Raw genomic sequence first — 18,915 nt, 5'->3', positions numbered from 1 at the left:
GGGAACCCCTTAACGCCGGTTGGCCAGCAGGCCGATCAACAGGCCGACGCCGGCAGCGATGCCGATGGCCTGCCATGGGTTTTCCTGTACGTACTGCTCGGCGCTGCCCAGCGCAGCCTGGCCGCGGTCGCGTACCGACTCCTGGGTCAACTGCAGGGTTTCGCGGGCCTGGGCCAGGCGCTCGTGAATCTGCCCGCGCAACTCCTCGGCCTGGTCGCCTGCCAGGTTGGCGGTGTCGGCCAGCAGCTTTTCGGTGTCGCGCACCAAAGCCTGGAAGTCAGCCATCAATATCTCTTGTGCAGTCTTTGCCGAATTGCTGGCCATGTGTCTCTCCCTGTCGATGAATGTTGGTAGTTCGAGTGATAGCAGGCGCGGAAGGTTCAAGTGACCGTACACCCGCGTGTGCTGGTATGCGCCTTGCTATGTGTTTGCCACGTTGCGGGGCACCTCAGGCTGTTCTTGCGCCGATTCGGGGCGCCCACGCGGCGAATATCGATAAACCTTAACGCAATCCTCGACAAACCCAAGAAAAAACCACGCAGGTCGCGCCCACGCAACTGAAACAGGGTGATGGCTGGCACCGATTCGGTGCAGGGATGCAGGTTCTTGAACTGTCCTGGTGCCTTTTTCAGCAGGTCTGCCTATTTCATGGATAACATGCACAGCGCGATGGACTCCCTGGTCCACGGTTCCAACACCCTGTTCCTTCTCATGGGCGCCATTCTGGTCCTGGCCATGCATGCCGGCTTCGCGTTTCTCGAAGTGGGCACCGTACGCCACAAGAACCAGGTCAATGCCTTGTCGAAGATCCTCAGCGACTTCGCCATTTCGGCGCTGGTGTATTTCTTTATAGGCTACTGGATCGCCTATGGGGTCAACTTCTTCCAGCCTGCTGCAACGCTGGCTGCCGACCATGGCTACGCGCTGGTCAAGTGCTTCTTCCTGTTGACCTTCGCTGCAGCCATTCCGGCGATCATTTCCGGGGGCATCGCCGAGCGTGCGCGTTTCGTGCCGCAACTGTGTGCCACCGCACTGATCGTGGCATTCGTCTACCCCTTCTTCGAGGGCGTGGTATGGAACGGCAACCTGGGCCTGCAAGCCTGGTTGCAGGACCGCTTTGGCGCGCCGTTCCATGACTTTGCCGGCTCGGTGGTGGTGCATGCCATGGGCGGCTGGCTGGCGCTGGCGGCGGTGCTGCTGCTCGGCCCGCGCCGCGGTCGCTATCGCGATGGTCGGCTGGTGGCTTTTGCGCCCTCGAGCATTCCCTTTCTCGCCCTGGGCTCGTGGATCCTGATCATTGGCTGGTTCGGTTTCAACGTGATGAGCGCTCAGACCTTGGAGGGGCTCAGTGGCCTGGTGGCGATCAACTCGTTGCTCGCCATGGTTGGCGGCACGTTGTCGGCGTTGCTGGCAGGGCGCAACGACCCTGGCTTCCTGCATAACGGGCCGTTGGCCGGGTTGGTGGCGGTTTGCGCCGGCTCAGACCTGATGCACCCGATCGGTGCGCTGGCTACCGGCCTGGTGGCGGGCGGGCTGTTCGTGTGGACGTTCACCGCGGCCCAGAACCGCTGGAAAATCGACGACGTGCTGGGTGTTTGGCCGTTGCATGGCCTGTGTGGCGTGTGGGGTGGGGTTGCCTGCGGCATCTTCGGCCAGACGGCACTGGGCGGCATGGGCGGCGTGAGCCTGGTCAGCCAGCTGCTGGGGAGCCTGATGGGGGTGGTGGTGGCACTCGCCGGTGGTTTTGCCGTGTATGGTGCGCTGCGCGCCGTGCATGGCCTGCGCCTGAGCCATGAACAGGAGTTCCAGGGCGCCGACCTGTCGCTGCACCGTATCGGCGCCACCAGCCAGGATTGAAGGTGCACGATGGCCGTGGTGGTCCTAGAATAGGTTTCTCTGCATGCTACATCGGGACCCGCCCCATGCTGCCTGAATGCCAACTGTTCGGCACCCTCGGCTGCCACCTGTGTGAAGTGGCCGAGTCGGTGCTGATGCCCTTCGTCGATCATGGCCTGCTGGTGGAGCTGGTCGATGTTGCCGAAAGCCAGCCTTTGTTCGAGCGATATGGGCTGGTCATTCCGGTGCTCCGGCGCTGTGACAACGGTGCCGAGTTGCACTGGCCGTTCGATGCCGAGCAGGTGGTGGCGTTCCTGGGGCAATGACACCGACAGGGGAGGTACAACCCTGCTCCATGGCAGGTGATGCGCGCTGATGATCAGGCGCCGGCGCACCAGTGCCGGTGCCCCTAGCCATCATCGGAACCGCTTGCCATGTTGATCACACCACATTTCACCCTCGCTGAACTGACCGTTTCCCAGCTCGCGGCCAGGGATGGGTTCGACAACACCCCGCCACCTGAAGCCAGGGCCAACCTGCAACTGCTGTGTTGTGCCCTGGAGCAGGTGCGCGCGCTGTTCGGCGTGCCCATCATTGTCAGCAGTGGCTACCGTAGCGAGAAAGTCAACCGCTTGATTGGCGGTGCCGCCAACAGCCAGCATGTACAAGGGCTGGCGGCTGACTTCACGGTCATCGAGGTCAGCCCGCGCGAGACCGTGCAACGGATCAGCGAAAGTACGGTGCCCTTCGATCAACTCATCCTGGAATTCGACAAGTGGGTGCACCTGTCGGTGGCGCGGGGCACCCCGCGGCGCCAGGTGTTGACCATCCGCAAGGGCGGCGGCTATCTGGCGGGGCTGCAATGAAGCGCATTGACTGCGACGCGAGGATGTTCGTATGCTGTATATAAATACAGTATCGAGGTAAAGCCATGCTCAACGTCGAGCAACTCAAGTACAGCGTCAACCGCATGCCTGTGGAGCGGGTGGCCGACGCCGTTCTGGAACTGCGCCTCGAAGGCCTGGTGACCGATGACCGCACCCCCTTCGGCAAGGTGCATTTCAATACCTGCTTTGCCGAGATCGAAGCCTTGTTCCAGCGGGCCGGCTACCACCGTGGGCTCGATGTGGTCGGGTACCAGGGAGCGCTCTACGCACTTTACGACCCTGGCCGCTGGGAGCCTGTGCAGGTGCTGCGCTGGTTGAAGGAGCGCAGCGAGGCGCTGGCCCAGGCTGGTTGATGGGGCGGGGTTGGGTGATAATGCGCGGCCGTGTCTGTTCCGAGCCCTGCCATGTCCACGCCATTCGACCCCGCCCGCCAGCAAGCCAGCACCGTGTGCCTGCCACCCGGTCACTGGGCAACGGTGCTCGATTGCCTGTGTGACCATTTCAAGGCCATCGACCGTGCCCAGTGGCTCGACCGCTTTGCCAGGGGGCGGGTGCTGGACGCCCAGGGGCAGGCAGTGGCTGCCGAGCTGCCTTACAAACCGGGCATGCGCTTGCACTATTTTCGCGAGGTGCCGAACGAGCGACCGATCCCGGTGCAGGAGCACGTGCTGCACGTGGACGAGCACCTGGTGGTGGCGGACAAGCCGCATTTCCTGCCGGTGACACCGACTGGCGAGTACGTTGAGCACACCTTGCTGCGCCGCCTGATCCGCAGGCTGGATAACCCTCACCTGGTGCCGTTGCATCGCATCGATCGGCATACCGCCGGGCTCGTGCTGTTCTCTGCCAACCCGCATACGCGTAGCGCTTATCAGCGGCTGTTCCCCGAGCGACGTATCGACAAGCGCTACCAGGCCATCGCGGCCGCTTTGCCGCAACATGCGTTTCCGTTGGTGCACAAAAGCCGCCTGGTGCATGGCGAGCCCTTTTTCCGCATGCATGAGGTAGAGGGCGAGGCCAACAGTGAAACCCTGGCCGAGGTGCTGGAGAAGCGTGGAGCGCTGTGGCGGTACGGGTTGTCGCCGGTCACCGGCAAGACCCACCAGTTGCGGGTGCACATGGCTGCGTTGGGCGCGGGCATCAGCAATGACCCGTTCTATCCGCAGTTGCTCGACACCGCAGACGATTACCAGCGGCCATTGAAACTGCTGGCGCAGAGCCTGCGTTTCACCGACCCGTTGAGCGGCGAAGAGCGCTATTTCGAGAGCCGCTTGAGCCTGGACTGGTAACCCTGCCTGGGCATGCGTTGCCAGCCAGGGGCTGCTGTGCAACCCCTCGCGGCGCGCAGGTCTGCGGTCAGCGGTTGAAGCGCTCCACAAGTGAGTACTGGCTCCCGGCCGTAGTGGTCAGCTCTTCGCTCAACAGCGCCGAGTGCTGTGCCTGCTCGGCGGTCTGGTCGGCCAGTTCGGCGATGGTGCTGATGTTACGGCTGATCTCATCGGCCACGGCGGTCTGCTCTTCGGTCGCGGCGGCAACCTGGGTCGCCATGTCGGTGATGTTGGCGACCGCTTCGCTGATGCCGACCAGCGCTTCGTCAGCCTGCATCACACGATCAACGCCTTCCTGCGCCTGACGGTGGCCGGTTTCCATGGTCAGTACGGCGGTGCTGGCGGTTTGCTGCAGCTTGGCGATCAGGCTGTGGATCTGCCCGGTGGACTCGGCGGTGCGTTGAGCCAGCTGGCGCACTTCGTCGGCCACTACAGCAAAGCCACGGCCCATTTCCCCAGCCCGCGCCGCCTCGATGGCGGCATTCAATGCCAGCAGGTTGGTCTGGTCGGCAATGCCCTTGATCACATCGACGACACCGCCAATTTCGTCGCTGTCCTTGGCCAGTTGCGTGACGGTCTGGCCGGTTTCGCCCACTGCTGTCGACAGGCGTTCGATGGCCTCGCGGGTTTCCCCGGCAATCTGCCGGCCCTGGCTGGTCAGGCGGTTGGCTTCCTGGGTGGCATCGGCTGTGCGTTGCACGTGGTTGGCAACTTCCTGGGTGGTCGCAGCCATCTGGTTGACGGCGGCGGCGACCTGTTCGGTTTCGACCCGCTGGCGTTCCAGCCCCGAAGAGCTCTTGTGCGCCAGGGCGTCGGACTGCCGCGCCTGGTCGCTGAGGTGCTCGGCGCTGTCCTGCAAGCGGGTCAGGCAGGTTTTCATGCGCGCATCCTGGCTGAGCATGGCCATTTCCAGGCGGGCCTGCACGCCACGGCTGTCGGTGTACATCTGCGCGATCAGCGGGTCGGAGGTGGTCTGTTCAGCCAGCCGCAGCAAGCGCTTGAGGCCGCGTTGCTGCCAGCTCAGGCCGATCAGCCCAAGCGGTACGGAAAGCGCGGCGGCCAACGCGAAGCCCCAGGAATGGCCCAGCCAGTTGCCAATCAGGAAGCCCGCCTGGCTGATCAGGATGAACGGCAACCAGTCCTGCAGCACCGGCAGCCACTTGTCACGGCGCGGTACCGGCGGCTTGCCCTGGTTGATGCGCTGGTACAGCGCCTCGGCGCGGCGGATCTGCTCGGCGGTGGGTTTGACCCGCACAGACTCGAAGCCGACCACCTGGTTGTTGTCGAAAATCGGTGTGACGTAGGCGTTGACCCAGTAGTGATCGCCCGACTTGCAGCGGTTCTTGACGATACCCATCCACGGCTGGCCTTGCTTGAGGGTTTGCCACATATGGGCAAACACAGCAGGCGGCACGTCGGGGTGGCGCACCAGATTGTGCGGCGCACCGGTCAGTTCTTCGCGGGTGAACCCACTGATGTCGATGAAGGCATCATTGCAGTAGGTAATCACGCCCTTGGCGTTGGTGGTGGAGATCAACCGCTGCTGGGCAGGGAAAGTCCGTTCTCTCTGGGTAATCGGCTGGTTGTTACGCATGGGGTGATAGTCCGCAGGGCTTTGGATGGGTATCGGCAAGCCACCGGGATTATTGAGAGATTATTTAACATGCGTGACAAAAGGTGTTCGATTTTGGTGCAAGGGTGCCTGAGCAATCGAACGCCGTGTGGGCGGCGCTCGATTGGCAGGTGTCGCAGGTTTTCCAGTGCGGCTGCGCCCTCAACCCGCAATCAGCTGGCGCAGCACATAATGCAGAATCCCGCCTGCCTTGAAGTACTCCACCTCGTTGACGGTATCGATCCGGCACAGCACCTCGATCTGTTCCTGCTGGCCATCCTCGCGGGTGATGCGCACCTGTAGCGGCATGCCGGGGTGAATCGGTGCGCCGTCCAGCCCCAGCACGTCGATCTGCTCCTTGCCGGTCAGCCCCAGCGCCTTGCGGTCATGCCCGGCCGTGAACTGCAGCGGCAGCACGCCCATGCCCACCAGGTTGGAGCGGTGGATACGCTCGAAGCTTTCCGCCAGCACTGCCTTCACGCCCAGCAGGTTGGTGCCCTTGGCCGCCCAGTCGCGGCTGGAGCCGGTGCCGTATTCCTGCCCGGCAATCACCACCAGCGGGGTTCCTTCCTGCTGGTAGCGCATGGCCGCGTCATAGATCGACAGTTTTTCACCCGAGGGCACGTGCAAGGTGTTGCCGCCTTCCTCGCCCGCCAGCATTTCGTTGCGGATTCGGATATTGGCGAACGTACCGCGCATCATCACTTCATGGTTGCCGCGCCGCGAACCATAGGAGTTGAAGTCGCGTGGCTCCACACCTTTTTCGCGCAGGTAACGCCCCGCTGGGCTGTCGGCCTTGATGTTGCCGGCAGGGGAAATATGGTCGGTGGTCACCGAGTCGCCCAACAGCGCCAGCACGCGGGCGCCGCGGATGTCGGTGATGGCCGGTGGCGGCCCGCCGATGTCGTCGAAGAAGGGAGGGTGCTGAATATAGGTGGAGTCTGCCTGCCACACGTAGGTAGCGGCCTGGGGTACCTCGATGGCCTGCCACTGGGCATCGCCGGCGAACACTTCGGCATATTGCTTGTGGAACATGGCCGTGTCGACCTTGGCCACGGCCGCCGCGATCTCCTGCTGGCTGGGCCAGATATCGCGCAGGTACACCGGTTGGCCGTCCTTGCCCGTACCCAGCGGGTCACGCGTCAGGTCCACGCGCACACTGCCAGCGAGCGCATAGGCCACGACCAGGGGCGGCGAAGCCAGCCAGTTGGTCTTGACCAGCGGGTGAACGCGCCCTTCGAAATTACGGTTGCCCGACAGCACCGAGGCCACGGTGAGGTCCGCGCTGGCAATGGCTTTCTCGATGGCTTCATCCAGCGGGCCGGAGTTGCCGATGCAGGTGGTGCAGCCATAGCCAACCAGATCGAAGCCCAGCTCGTCGAGGTAAGGCGTGAGCCCGGCGGCCTGGAAGTAGTCGGTGACCACCTTGGAGCCCGGTGCCAGCGAGCTTTTCACCCAGGGTTTGCGTTGCAGGCCTTTTTCCAGGGCTTTCTTGGCTACCAGCCCGGCAGCCATCATCACGCTGGGGTTGGAGGTATTGGTGCACGAGGTGATGGCGGCGATCACCACGGCGCCATCGCGCAGGGTGTGGGTCTGGCCTTGGTGGCTGTAGTCGATCTCGCCGGCCTGGTCGGCATTGCCAACGGCCACGCCACCACCCCCTTCACTTTCCAGGCGGCCGACTTCCTTGGCCAGCGGCTTGGGTTGCAGTTCGATGAAGTGGTCGAAGGCCTGGCTGACCTGGCCCAGTGCGACCCGGTCCTGCGGCCGCTTGGGCCCGGCCAGGCTGGCTTCGACGTCGTGCATGTCCAGCGCCAGGGTGTCGCTGAACAGCGGCTCGTGGCCGGGCAAGCGCCACATGCCTTGGGTTTTGCAGTACTGCTCGACCAGTTGCACGGTCGCTTCTGGCCGCCCAGACAGGCGCAGGTAGTCCAGGGTGACGTCATCGACCGGGAAAAACCCGCATGTAGCGCCGTACTCCGGGGCCATGTTGGCGAGGGTGGCGCGGTCGGCAAGCGGCAGCTCGGCCAGGCCGTCGCCATAGAACTCGACGAACTTGCCGACCACGCCTTTCTTGCGCAGCATCTGGGTCACGGTCAGCACCAGGTCGGTCGCAGTGATGCCCTCGCGCAGCTTGCCGGTCAGCTTGAAGCCGATCACTTCCGGGATCAGCATCGATACGGGCTGGCCGAGCATGGCCGCCTCGGCCTCGATACCGCCGACCCCCCAGCCGAGCACGCCCAGGCCGTTGATCATGGTGGTGTGCGAGTCGGTGCCGACCAAGGTGTCGGGGAAGGCATAGGTGCGGCCATCGGCTTCACGGGTCCATACCGTGCGGCCCAGGTATTCCAGGTTGACCTGGTGGCAGATGCCGGTGCCCGGCGGTACCACGCTGAAGTTGTCGAAGGCGTTCTGGCCCCAGCGCAGGAAGGCATAGCGCTCGCCGTTGCGCTGCATTTCGATTTCCACGTTCTCGCTGAAGGCTTGCGTTGTGCCGTAGCGGTCGACCATCACCGAGTGGTCGATCACCAGGTCGACCGGTGACAGCGGGTTGATGCGTTGTGGGTCGCCGCCGGCCTTGGCCATGGCGGCGCGCATGGCGGCCAGGTCGACCACTGCCGGTACGCCGGTGAAGTCCTGCATCAGTACGCGTGCGGGGCGGTACTGGATTTCGCGGTCGGAGCGCCGCTCGCCCAGCCATTGGGCGAGGGCGCGCAAGTCGTCGCCGGTCACGGTTTTGCCGTCTTCCCAGCGCAGCAGGTTTTCCAGCAGCACCTTCAGGGACATGGGCAGGCGTTGCAGGTCACCCAGCTGGCGGGCGGCTTCGGTGAGGCTGAAATAGTGGTAGGTCTGGTCGCCGACCTTGAGCGGCTTGAGGGTGTTCAGGCTATCGAGCGAGGGCATTGCCAACTCCTTCTGCGCCGGTGCCCGGCATTGAATTGCGGTTTGCCGGTAGCACCGTTATGTATCGGCCCGCACGGCACGGACCTGGCTGAAAGGTCAGGTTAGACCGGTTTAGGCCACCTGACCCTTTTCTGGACCGGCGGGGCGTGTCGCAGGTTCCGAACTTCCTTTATCATCGCCGCCCTGCCGGCGCCTGTGACGCGCCCGCCGTAGTGGAGTGAGAGATGAATACCCTGTTCATGCATTGCCGGCCCGGTTTCGAGGGTGAGGTGTGCGCCGAGATCAGCGAACATGCCGCCCGCCTGGGTGTCGCGGGCTATGCCAAAGGCAAGCCGCAAAGTGCCAGCGCCGAGTTTGTCTGTAGCGAGGAGGGCGGTGCCGAGCGGTTGATGGGGGAGCTGCGTTTCAATCAGCTGATCTTCCCGCGGCAATGGGCCCGGGGTGCGTTTGTCGAGTTGCCTGAAAGTGACCGTATCAGTGTGCTGCTGGCGCAGTTGGCTGGTTTTCCGGTGTTCGGCAGCCTGTGGCTGGAAGTGCTGGACAGCAACGAGGGCAAGGCGTTATCGACGTTCTGCCGCAAGTTCGAAGTGCCTTTGCGCAAGGCCCTGGAAAAGGCCGGGCGCCTGGTTGACGACGCCAGCCGCCCACGCTTGCTGCTGACCTTCATCAGTGGCCGGCGGGTATTTGCGGGTATCGCTGCGGCCAACAACAGCGCGTTGTGGCCCATGGGTATCCCGCGTCTCAAGTTCCCCCGCGAGGCGCCCAGCCGTTCCACCCTCAAGCTGGAAGAGGCCTGGCACCATTTCATCCCGCGTGAGCAGTGGGAGCAGCGCTTGGGCGATGATATGACCGGCGTCGACCTTGGGGCTTCGCCGGGAGGGTGGACTTACCAGCTGGTGCGTCGTGGCATGTTGGTGACGGCTATCGATAATGGGCCGATGGCCGAGAGCCTGATGGATACCGGCTTGGTCCAGCACCTGATGGCCGATGGTTTTACCTGGCAACCCAGGCAACCGGTGGACTGGATGGTTTGCGATATCGTCGAGAAGCCGGCGCGGACGACTTCGCTGATCGAAACCTGGTTGGGTGAGGGGCTATGCCGGGAGGCGGTGGTCAACCTGAAGTTGCCGATGAAGCAGCGTTATGCCGAGGTACGGCGGCTGCTCGAGCGCATGGAGGCGACGTTCAAGGCACGTAAGGTACGGGTTTCGATCGCGTGCAAGCAGCTGTATCACGACCGTGAGGAAGTGACATGCCATTTGCGGCGGCTTGATCTGAAACCTCGTTGAATCGGTGCTTGGTGCTTGAGGGTGGGGCCGATGGGAACGAATACCTATGCGGTTTCGACGCCCACATTTTTGCAGAGCTTGAAATCCTGGGCGCTGGTTTTGATAGCGCGAAAACTCCAGCTGCGATAGCGACGCATAGTCACCTTTTCGCCCTTACGGCGGGTTACTTTGGCCAAGACCAAAGTAACCCGCCGTAAGGGCGGAAAGGTGACTCGGCGCCGCCTACGCGAACGAATACCTATGCGGTTTCAACGCCCACATTGTTGCAGGGCTTGAAATCTTGAGCGCCTGTTTTGATAGCGCGATAACTCCAGCTGCGGTAGAGACGCATAGTCACCTTTTCGCCCTTACGGCGAGTCACTTTTTGTCAGACGCGACAAAAAGTAACCAAAAAACGCTGCGCTCCCGTCATCCGGCCCCTGCGCTGCGCTCCGGGGTTCCCCCGCTACGGGCATGCTCCCGGGAGTACGCGCTGCAGGCCCCGTCCCTGGGGCCTCAGCGCTTGACGGGCATCCATGCCCGTCACCTCCCTCCGCATGCCCTTCGCTCGGCCTCCTGAAGTCGCGAAGATCAAGATCAAGATCAAGATCAAGATCAACAGCCAGATCAAAAGCTGTGCGGGGGGGCTTGGATGGTGCGAAACCCAAGAAAGCGCTGCTGTTGCTTCTGCTTTTTGCTTTTGCTTCTAAACGCGCGGTAGCACAGGCGCTGCAGATTGCGACTTCAGGAGGCTGAGCGAAGGGCATGCGGAGGGAGGTGACGGGCATGGATGCCCGTCAAGCGCTGAGGCCCCAGGGACGGGGCCTGCAGCGCGTACTCCCGGGAGCATGCCCGTAGCGAGGGGACCCCGGAGCGAAGCGTAGGGGCCGGATGACGGGAGCGGGCGGCTTTGGTTACTTTGGCCAAGACCAAAGTAACCCGCCGTAAGGGCGGAAAGGTGACTCGGCGCCGCCTACGCGAACGAATACCTATGCGGTGTAAACGCCCACACCTTTGCAGAGCTTGAAATCCTGGGCGCTGGTTTTTGGTGGCGTGATAACTCCAGCTGCGATAGCGACGCGTAGTCACCTTTTCGCCCTTACGGCGAGTCACTTTTTGTCAAACGCGACAAAAAGTAACCAAAAAACGCTGCGCTCCCGTCATCCGGCCCCTGCGCTGCGCTCCGGGGTTCCCTCGCTACGGGCATGCTCCCGGGAGTACGCGCTGCAGGCCCCGTCCCTGGGGCCTCAGCGCTTGACGGGCATCCATGCCCGTCACCTCCCTCCGCATGCCCTCCGCTCGGCCTCCTGAAGTCGCGAAGATCAAGATCAAGATCAAGATCAAGATCAAGATCAACAGCCAGATCAACAGCCAGATCAGAAGCCGTGCGGGGGGGAGGCGGCGCGAAGCCTCTGACCCGCCGTAGGGGCGCAAAGGGCCTGGGCAACGCCCGTCCGGACGTAAGGCCTGCAAAGCCGCGCTTGGACCCCGCCGCGTGATGCGCGACAATAGCGATCATTTTCGGAGCCCCCCATGACCGATTTCACCCCCGACGCCATCCTCGATGCCACCGGCCTGAACTGCCCGGAGCCGGTGATGATGCTGCACCAGCACGTACGCAACCTGGCCGCCGGCGGCCTGCTCAAGGTCATCGCCACCGACCCGTCCACCCGCCGCGACATTCCCAAGTTCTGCAACTTCCTCGGCCACGAACTCGTGCAACAGCAGGAAGACGCCGGCACCTTCCTTTACTGGATTCGCAAAAAAGCCGACTGAAACCCTGTGCAACCCACCCGGCGATGCGCCTACACTGCGCTCCCCAGACAGGAGAGCGCCATGCTGATAGTTGCCGACGAAAACATCCCGCTGCTCGATGCCTTCTTCCAAGGCTTCGGGGAAATTCGCCGCTACCCCGGCCGAAGCCTCGATGCCGCCAGCGTCAAGGACGCCGATATCCTGCTGGTACGCTCGGTGACCAAGGTTGACCGCACATTGCTCGAAGGCAGCCGGGTACGCTTCGTCGGTACCTGCACCATCGGTACCGATCACCTCGACCTGGACTATTTTGCCGAAGCCGGCATTCGCTGGAGCAGCGCGCCAGGCTGCAATGCCCGCGGCGTGGTCGATTACGTGCTGGGCAGCCTGCTGACCCTGGCCGAACTGGATGGCGTTGCGCTGCCCGAACGGGTGTACGGCGTGGTCGGTGCAGGTGAGGTCGGGGGGCGGCTGGTACGTGTGCTGCGCGGCCTGGGCTGGAAGGTGCTGGTGTGCGACCCGCTGCGCCAGGCCGCTGAAGGCGGTGACTACGTCAGCCTGGAAACCATTGTCCAGCAGTGTGATGTGATCAGCCTGCATACCCCGTTGCAGCGTAGCGGCGGCTACCCCACCTGGCACTTGCTGGGCCAGGCGCAATTGGCACAATTGCGCCCGGGTGCCTGGCTGGTCAACGCCAGCCGTGGGCCGGTGGTGGACAACGCCGCCCTGCGCGAGCTGCTGCTGCAGCGCGACGACATCCATGCCGTGCTGGACGTATGGGAAGGCGAGCCGCAAGTCGACCTGCAACTGGCCGACCTGTGTACCCTGGCGTCACCGCATATTGCCGGTTACAGCCTCGACGGCCGCCAGCGTGGCACCGCGCAGATCTACCAGGCCCTGTGCCGCTTCCTCGGGGTGGATGAGCAGGTGCAACTGGCCGACCTGCTGCCGCGCCCGCCGCTGGCGCAAATCGAGCTGGATGCCAGCGCCGACCCGGCCTGGGCCCTGGCCACCCTGTGCCGCGCCGTGTACGACCCGCGCCGTGACGATGCCGACTTCCGCCGCAGCCTGAGCGACGACCCGCAACAACAGCGTGCCGCGTTCGACCAGTTGCGCAAGCAGTACCCAGCGCGACGCGAAATCGAGGGGCTGGCGGTGCGCCTGCGTGGCGAGGCGCCGCAGTTGGCGCAACTGGTCAGTGCGCTGGGTGGCGTATTGGTCTGACGGCCTGCCGGCCGCTGCACGGCCACTCTCCCGGGGGAGTGTGCTCAGCCGGGCCTGGCCGCATAGGGCCAGTGCAGAACTCAGGCAAATAAAAACCCGGCGCGGGCGCCGGGTTGCAAGAAATTCGCCGCTCAACCTTTGCGTACGCGCTCGACCCGGCTCTGTTCCAGGGCCTTGCAAGCCTGCTGGATCATCTGCTCGGTGATCGGTACTTCGCGCCCCTGGGCATCAATGATCGAACCGCATACCTGGGGTTGCTGGTTCGGCCGGGGCTGCTGGTTGTCGCTGGTAGGTTGCAAGCTCATGCATGGTCTCCTCATCAGGTGAACACTCAGGGTAGTCCTGCACCGTGACTGGCCTGTGACGACAGGCTCGTCACGGCAATACCAGTCCAACAGAAACGCTGGCAAAGCTCCATACCCTGGTTAGATCGATAGGCTATAGCTACCTGCCCGCGTTCCCCAGCCCTGATGAGTGGTAGTCTGGGCCTTCGCCAGCCATAGTGATCGTCGCCATGTCCGAATCGGTTTCCCCGCAACCACGCCGGGCATTACGCCTGGCCTGGCAGTTCGTTCGCCCCTATCGCCGGCAGGTTCTGCTGGCCTTGCTGGCACTGGTGGTCACTGCGGGCATCACCTTGTCGATGGGCCAAGGCATCCGGCTGCTGGTCGACCAGGGTTTCATGACCCGTTCCGCGCACCAGCTCAACCAGACCATCGGGCTGTTCCTGCTGCTGGTACTGGCCCTGGCGGTGGGAACGTTCAGCCGTTTCTACCTGGTGTCCTGGATTGGCGAGCGCTGCGTGGCCGACATGCGGCGGGTGGTGTTCAACCACCTGATCGGCCTGCACCCCGGCTTTTTCGAGGATAACCGCAGCGCCGAGATCCAGTCGCGGCTGACAGCAGACACCACGCTGCTGCAATCGGTCATCGGTTCGTCGCTGTCGATGTTCCTGCGCAACGCATTGATGGTGCTGGGCGGTGTGGTGCTGCTGTTCATTACCAACCCCAAGCTCACCAGCATCGTCGTGGTGACCCTGCCGCTGGTGTTGGCGCCCATCCTGCTGTTTGGTCGCCGCGTACGCAGGCTGTCGCGGCAGAGCCAGGACCGGGTCGCCGACGTAGGCAGCTACGTGGCCGAGACGCTGGGGCAGATCAAGACTGTGCAGGCCTACAACCATCAGGCACATGACCGCGCACTTTTTGCCGACACGGTCGAGGCGGCATTCACCGTGGCGCGCAAGCGCATTGCCCAGCGGGCCTGGCTGATCACTCTGGTGATCGTTTTGGTGCTGGGGGCGGTTGGGGTGATGCTGTGGGTGGGCGGCATGGATGTGATCGCCGGGCGCATATCTGCCGGCGAACTGGCCGCCTTCGTGTTCTACAGCCTGATCGTCGGCAGCGCCTTCGGCACCCTCAGTGAAGTGATCGGCGAACTGCAGCGCGCCGCCGGTGCTGGCGAGCGCATCGCCGAACTGCTGGCCGCACGCAGCGCAATCCTGCCGGGCTGTGCCGCCTCGGGCCTGGCGGGGCAGAGGGCCCGCGGGCACATCGAGTTGCAGGAACTGGTGTTCGCCTACCCGTCACGGCCCACCGTGGCAGCGGTAGCTGGCCTGAGCCTGGTCATCGAGCCTGGCCAGACCGTGGCCCTGGTCGGCCCATCAGGGGCCGGCAAGTCGACCTTGTTCGATCTGTTGCTGCGGTTTTACGACCCCCAGCAAGGGCGCATCCTGCTCGACGGCCAGCCGCTGACAGCATTCGACCCTGACCAGCTGCGACGGCAGTTTGCCCTGGTTGCACAGAACCCTTCGCTGTTCCGTGGCACGGTGGAAGCCAATATCCGCTATGGCCGCCCCGAGGCGAGCCAGGCCGAGGTCGAAGCCGCAGCCCGCGGCGCCCATGCCGATGAGTTTATTCGGCAGTTACCTCAGGGTTACCAGACACCGCTGGGGGAGGGTGGCATCGGGCTTTCCGGCGGCCAGCGCCAGCGCCTGGCCATTGCCCGGGCGCTACTGGTGGACGCGCCGATCCTGTTGCTGGACGAAGCCACCAGCGCCCTCGACGCGCAAAGCGAACACCTGATCCAGCAAGCACTGCCCCGCCTGATGGCCGGGCGTACCACGCTGGTCATCGCCCATCGGCTGGCCACGGTCCAGCACGCCGAGCACATCGCGGTCATCGACCAGGGGCGCTTGGTGGCGGTGGGCACTCATCGCCAATTAATCGAGCAAAGCCCGCTGTATGCCAGGCTGGCGGCCTTGCAGTTCACCAGTGCCTGACACAGGGGTGACGGGGGCAGTGCAGGGGTGGCTATCGGCTTTCAACGCTACCGTTGGTGGCAGTTTCCAGGCACAAAAAAGCCCGCATCAGCGGGCTTCTGGAGGATCTGGTCGGAGAGACAGGATTCGAACCTGCGGCCTTCTCGTCCCGAACGAGACGCGCTACCTGGCTGCGCTACACTCCGATGAACAAAATCCTACTGCATCGTGTTTTTGCTCGCAAGCCCCTGCTGTGCAAAGGGGCTTTGCTGAAAACGCGCCGCGGTTACAGCTCTTTCACGGTGCGGATCTGGTCCTTGTTCAGGCGGGTGCGCTTGCCGTCCAGCTGCTCGAATTCGTAGAAGCCGGAGTCTTCGTCGTAGGACGGTTTATCCGTCGCCTGGATTTCTCGGCCATCGTTCAGGGTGATGACGGTTGGGGTGGAGCAGCCGGCAAGGGTGCCCAGGCCCAAAGCGAGCAGGAAGGCGGGTAGGGTCCGTTTGATCATCGTGGTTCTCCAAGTGCGATGGTGCTAGATGACATTTATGACGCAGGACTTTAGTGCAAGTTCACTGCAAGTGCATCATAGCGATAAATCTGCGCGGTTGATCCAGGGCAAGTTTGTTGGGCGCAACCCGGTAAAAGTGCGCTGTGATATAACTGCGGCCAACCTATCCTGTTGTGACGGACCCCCATGAAAGCCAAGGCAGATACTCCCTTTGTGCCGCTGAATATCGCGGTGCTCACCGTTAGCGACACCCGCACGCCCGACACCGATACCTCTGGCCAGATGTTCGTCGACCGGTTGAGCGAGGCCGGCCATCACCTGGCAGAGCGGGTATTGCTCAAGGACGACCTGTACAAGATCCGTGCACAGGTTGCCACCTGGATCGCCGACGAGCGCGTGCAGGTGGTGCTGATTACCGGCGGCACTGGCTTTACCGGCCGCGACAGCACGCCGGAGGCGGTGGCCTGTCTGCTGGACAAGCAGGTCGATGGCTTTGGCGAGTTGTTCCGGCAGATCTCCGTGCCGGATATCGGTACCTCCACGGTGCAGTCGCGGGCCTTGGCCGGCCTGGCCAATGGCACCCTGGTGTGCTGCCTGCCGGGCTCGACCAATGCCGTGCGCACCGGTTGGGACGGCATTCTTGCCGAGCAACTCGACGCCCGCCATCGGCCGTGCAACTTTGTCCCGCACCTGAAGCAGGCAATGGCCTGTGACAGCCGTGGCTGAGGTCAGTCAGCCACGGCCGCTGATGCCGGTAGAGCAAGCCCTGGAACAATTGCTGGCATTGGCTGAGGCGGCACCGATTCAGGAGACTGAAAACCTGCCCCTGGCCGAGGCGGAGGGCAGGGTACTGGCGACCGACCTGGTGGCCTCGCTCGACCTGCCGCCCTGGCCGAACAGTGCCATGGACGGCTACGCCCTGCGCCTGGCCGACTGGCAGGGCCAGCCGTTGCCCGTCAGCCAGCGCATCTTCGCCGGCCATGCGCCACAGCCTCTGCAGCCGGGCACCTGTGCCCGGATCTTTACCGGCGCCCCGGTGCCGGCAGGTGCCGATTGCGTCGAGATGCAGGAAAATACCCAGGTGCTGGAGGATGGCCAGGTACGTTTCGTCGAGGCGCTGCACGCCGGGCAGAACATTCGCCCGCAGGGCCAGGAAACCCGCAAGGGCGAGCAGGTGATGAACGCCGGCACGCGCCTGGGGCCGATCGAACTGGGTCTGGCGGCGACCCTGGGCCACGCCCGGCTCGAGGTGGTACGCAAAGTCAAAGTGGCGGTGCTGTCCACCGGCGACGAACTGGTCGAGCCCGGGCTGCCGTTGGGGCCCGGCCAAATCTACAACAGCAATCGTCGGCTACTGGTCAGTTGGTTGCAGCGCCTGGGGTGCGAGGTGGTCGATGCCGGCATCCTGCCGGATGACCTGGCGCAGACCCGCGCCTGCCTGGCCGGGCTGGGCCACGTCGACCTGATCCTGTCCACTGGCGGCGTGTCGGTGGGCGAGGCCGATTACCTGGGGGCCGCACTGCGCGAAGCGGGCGAGTTGGCGCTGTGGAAGCTGGCGATCAAGCCGGGCAAGCCGCTGACCTTCGGCCATTACCAGGGCGTGCCGGTGATCGGCCTGCCGGGTAATCCGGCCTCGACCCTGGTCACCTTTGGCCTGCTGACCCGGCCCTACCTGCTGCGGCGCCAAGGGGTGGGCAATGTCATGCCGCTGCGCTTCGACATGCCGGCGGGGTTTGACTGGCCCAAACCCGGTAGCCGCCGTGAATACTTGCGTGCGCGCATCGAGCAGGGCCAGGTGCGCATCTACAAGAACCAGAGTTCGGGTGTGCTGCGCAGCGCAGCCTGGGCCGACGGGCTGGTGGAGGTGCGCGAAGGCAGCACGCCGAAAACGGGTGACAGCGTGCCATTCATTCCCTTCAGCGAACTACTTGGCTGAACGCCCCAGCCAGGCATCGGCCAGCGGCCCTGGCACCGGTGCTGCCTGGGTCAGGCGCATGTGCACGGTTTCCAGTTGATGAGCCGCCACGCTCCAGTCGTGGCGCTGGCGGGCGAACTGGCGCCCGGCCGCGCTCAACTGGCTCATGCGCCAGGGCTGGTTGAGCAACTGGGTGATCAGCAGGGCCAGTTGATCACTGTCATCGCTGCCCAGGTAATGCTCGCCGTTGTTCACCGCCAGGCCGGAAACGCCCTTGCCGGTACTGATGACCGGCAAGCCGGCAGCCATTGCTTCAAGGATTTTCACCTTCGAGCCACCGGCATAGCGCAGCGGCGCGAAAAACAGGGCTGAGCGGCTTTGCAGTTCACGCAGATCGGGGCGATAGCCGAGCCATTCGATCCGCGGGTCATTCCAGTGCAGCTTCCAGCTGGCCGGCATCGCATGCCCGGCAATCGCCAGGCGCACGGCCGGGTTGCTCAGCCACACCTGCGGCATGATGTCTTCCAGCGCCCACTCGATGGCTTCCAGGTTGGCGCCGTATTCAAAATTGCCGACAAACAGCAGGCGCTGGCTGTGCAGCGCCGGTTGCACCTGCTGGTAGAAATCACATTCCACGCCATTGACCACCACATTCACCGGGCGCCTGCTGATCTGCCCGATCAGCTCGGCGTCGTGAGCGCTGACGGCTACCAGCTCGGTGGGCTGGCCCAGCACGCGCTGTTCCCAGCGCCGGTAGCGCCAGCGGTCGAAGGCATTGAGCGGGCGTAGCCATAACGGCAGGCGGTCATGGCAGGCGCTGCCGGTAATCGACTCCAGGTTGTGTTCGCTGAGCATGAAGGGCAGGCCGCGGGCCTGCAGGGCCTTCTCGAACGGCTGGAAGCTATAGCTGTGCTCGATCTGGATCACGTCCCAAGGTTCCTCCAGCAACTGCTCGAAGCGGTGCCGCAACGCTGCGCAAAGGCCATTGATGATTGCCCGCATGGGGTAGTCGATGATCGGCGATGCCAGCAGGTTCAGCGGGCTATGCAGCGGCCTGCGCGGCAGGACTATCAGCCGTTCGAGGTACGGTTCCAGTGCCTCGCGTGCGGCGTCGCTGAGGGGTATCTTCGATTGCACCAACAAGGTGATGCGGTGGCCGCGCTGGGCCAGTACCCGGATCAGGTGGTACTGGCGAGTCTTGCAGCCACTGGTGGTCGGCCAAGGCAGGTAAGGCAGTGTCCAGAGAATACGCATGACCGTGGTCCTCGCTGACGGCTGCAGAGGGCAAGACGCACCTGTCGGCCGGTTGCAGGAGAGGGCCGGGAGGTGCGTCCGTGGCGGGCAAGCCAGGGCATTTCACAGTCAAAATGCTGACTCGCCTGTGCTCATTCGCTTGTAGGGTCAAAAACCTGTCAAAAGTG

19 protein-coding genes and 1 tRNA gene are annotated in these 18,915 nt (G+C 63.8%); 13 read left to right on the top strand and 7 right to left on the bottom strand.

The features are described 5' to 3' along the window. Window positions 1-9: 9 nt before the first annotated feature. A complete protein-coding gene (locus AACG97_RS19515) occupies window positions 10-324 on the bottom strand; it encodes a DUF883 family protein (RefSeq protein ID WP_009684001.1) in 315 nt (104 codons plus the stop codon). 324 nt (window positions 325-648) lie between these two features. Between AACG97_RS19515 and AACG97_RS19510 the strand changes: the two genes are divergently transcribed. From AACG97_RS19510 to AACG97_RS19490, 5 genes are all read left to right on the top strand, one after another. Continuing rightward, on the top strand, window positions 649-1,857 hold the full coding sequence (locus AACG97_RS19510) for an ammonium transporter (protein ID WP_009684000.1): 1,209 nt from the start codon (window positions 649-651) through the stop codon (window positions 1,855-1,857). 65 nt (window positions 1,858-1,922) lie between these two features. Further along, window positions 1,923-2,162 carry a glutaredoxin family protein gene (locus AACG97_RS19505; protein ID WP_009683999.1) on the top strand — a complete coding sequence of 80 codons (240 nt, stop codon included), beginning with the start codon at window positions 1,923-1,925 and terminating at the stop codon, window positions 2,160-2,162. A 108-nt stretch (window positions 2,163-2,270) separates the two neighbouring features. Continuing rightward, the gene (locus AACG97_RS19500; RefSeq protein ID WP_009683998.1) at window positions 2,271-2,702 is read left to right on the top strand and encodes a D-Ala-D-Ala carboxypeptidase family metallohydrolase; all 432 of its coding nucleotides are present in this window, start codon (window positions 2,271-2,273) and stop codon (window positions 2,700-2,702) included. 65 nt (window positions 2,703-2,767) lie between these two features. Then, complete coding sequence (locus AACG97_RS19495) at window positions 2,768-3,076, top strand: hypothetical protein (protein WP_009683997.1); 309 nt, start codon at window positions 2,768-2,770, stop codon at window positions 3,074-3,076. Between the two features lie 51 nt (window positions 3,077-3,127). Beyond that, window positions 3,128-4,012: a pseudouridine synthase gene (locus AACG97_RS19490; protein ID WP_029886186.1), complete on the top strand. Its 885-nt coding sequence runs from the start codon at window positions 3,128-3,130 to the stop codon at window positions 4,010-4,012. 67 nt (window positions 4,013-4,079) lie between these two features. Here AACG97_RS19490 and AACG97_RS19485 read toward each other — a convergent pair whose 3' ends face one another. Continuing rightward, window positions 4,080-5,645 carry a methyl-accepting chemotaxis protein gene (locus AACG97_RS19485; protein ID WP_232554987.1) on the bottom strand — a complete coding sequence of 522 codons (1,566 nt, stop codon included), beginning with the start codon at window positions 5,643-5,645 and terminating at the stop codon, window positions 4,080-4,082. 180 nt (window positions 5,646-5,825) lie between these two features. Further along, window positions 5,826-8,567: an aconitate hydratase AcnA gene (gene acnA, locus AACG97_RS19480; RefSeq protein ID WP_009683993.1), complete on the bottom strand. Its 2,742-nt coding sequence runs from the start codon at window positions 8,565-8,567 to the stop codon at window positions 5,826-5,828. 224 nt (window positions 8,568-8,791) lie between these two features. Here acnA and rlmM point away from each other — a divergent pair, with 224 nt between their 5' ends. From rlmM to pdxB, 5 genes are all read left to right on the top strand, one after another. Next, window positions 8,792-9,856: a 23S rRNA (cytidine(2498)-2'-O)-methyltransferase RlmM gene (rlmM, locus tag AACG97_RS19475; protein WP_125855042.1), complete on the top strand. Its 1,065-nt coding sequence runs from the start codon at window positions 8,792-8,794 to the stop codon at window positions 9,854-9,856. 515 nt (window positions 9,857-10,371) lie between these two features. Next, window positions 10,372-10,545, top strand: a complete 174-nt coding sequence (locus tag AACG97_RS19470; protein ID WP_165944157.1) for a hypothetical protein — start codon at window positions 10,372-10,374, stop codon at window positions 10,543-10,545. A gap of 557 nt (window positions 10,546-11,102) precedes the next feature. Continuing rightward, window positions 11,103-11,261, top strand: coding sequence for a hypothetical protein (locus tag AACG97_RS19465; RefSeq protein ID WP_197886219.1), 159 nt, complete (start codon window positions 11,103-11,105; stop codon window positions 11,259-11,261). Window positions 11,262-11,368: 107 nt separating this feature from the next. Continuing rightward, complete coding sequence (tusA, locus tag AACG97_RS19460) at window positions 11,369-11,611, top strand: sulfurtransferase TusA (RefSeq protein ID WP_009686255.1); 243 nt, start codon at window positions 11,369-11,371, stop codon at window positions 11,609-11,611. 60 nt (window positions 11,612-11,671) lie between these two features. Continuing rightward, complete coding sequence (gene pdxB, locus AACG97_RS19455; RefSeq protein WP_029887248.1) at window positions 11,672-12,814, top strand: 4-phosphoerythronate dehydrogenase PdxB; 1,143 nt, start codon at window positions 11,672-11,674, stop codon at window positions 12,812-12,814. A gap of 131 nt (window positions 12,815-12,945) precedes the next feature. Here pdxB and AACG97_RS19450 read toward each other — a convergent pair whose 3' ends face one another. Next, window positions 12,946-13,119, bottom strand: a complete 174-nt coding sequence (locus AACG97_RS19450; RefSeq protein ID WP_009686257.1) for a PA1571 family protein — start codon at window positions 13,117-13,119, stop codon at window positions 12,946-12,948. A gap of 209 nt (window positions 13,120-13,328) precedes the next feature. Here AACG97_RS19450 and AACG97_RS19445 point away from each other — a divergent pair, with 209 nt between their 5' ends. Continuing rightward, complete coding sequence (locus AACG97_RS19445; RefSeq protein WP_225786020.1) at window positions 13,329-15,092, top strand: ABC transporter transmembrane domain-containing protein; 1,764 nt, start codon at window positions 13,329-13,331, stop codon at window positions 15,090-15,092. 108 nt (window positions 15,093-15,200) lie between these two features. Here AACG97_RS19445 and AACG97_RS19440 read toward each other — a convergent pair. Next, window positions 15,201-15,277: transfer RNA gene (locus AACG97_RS19440), tRNA-Pro, on the bottom strand. Window positions 15,278-15,357: 80 nt separating this feature from the next. Beyond that, window positions 15,358-15,579 (bottom strand): YgdI/YgdR family lipoprotein, encoded by a 222-nt coding sequence (locus AACG97_RS19435; RefSeq protein ID WP_009686259.1) that lies wholly within the window; start codon window positions 15,577-15,579, stop codon window positions 15,358-15,360. Between the two features lie 186 nt (window positions 15,580-15,765). Here AACG97_RS19435 and moaB point away from each other — a divergent pair, with 186 nt between their 5' ends. Together moaB and AACG97_RS19425 are read left to right on the top strand one after the other, a co-directional pair. Further along, window positions 15,766-16,305: a molybdenum cofactor biosynthesis protein B gene (gene moaB, locus AACG97_RS19430; RefSeq protein WP_009686260.1), complete on the top strand. Its 540-nt coding sequence runs from the start codon at window positions 15,766-15,768 to the stop codon at window positions 16,303-16,305. Beyond that, window positions 16,289-17,515: a molybdopterin molybdotransferase MoeA gene (locus tag AACG97_RS19425; RefSeq protein ID WP_225786021.1), complete on the top strand. Its 1,227-nt coding sequence runs from the start codon at window positions 16,289-16,291 to the stop codon at window positions 17,513-17,515. The genes moaB and AACG97_RS19425 overlap by 17 nt, the downstream gene beginning before the upstream one ends. Here AACG97_RS19425 and AACG97_RS19420 read toward each other — a convergent pair. Continuing rightward, complete coding sequence (locus AACG97_RS19420; protein WP_047149819.1) at window positions 17,504-18,748, bottom strand: glycosyltransferase family 4 protein; 1,245 nt, start codon at window positions 18,746-18,748, stop codon at window positions 17,504-17,506. The genes AACG97_RS19425 and AACG97_RS19420 overlap by 12 nt on opposite strands. Between the last annotated feature and the right edge of the window lie 167 nt (window positions 18,749-18,915).

The sequence above is a fragment of the Pseudomonas sp. Nvir genome, from assembly GCF_963778085.1.
GTDB lineage: Bacteria > Pseudomonadota > Gammaproteobacteria > Pseudomonadales > Pseudomonadaceae > Aquipseudomonas > Aquipseudomonas juntendi.
The sequence above is the reverse complement of the archived record's forward strand: the minus strand, read 5'-3'. Positions and strand labels throughout refer to the sequence as shown.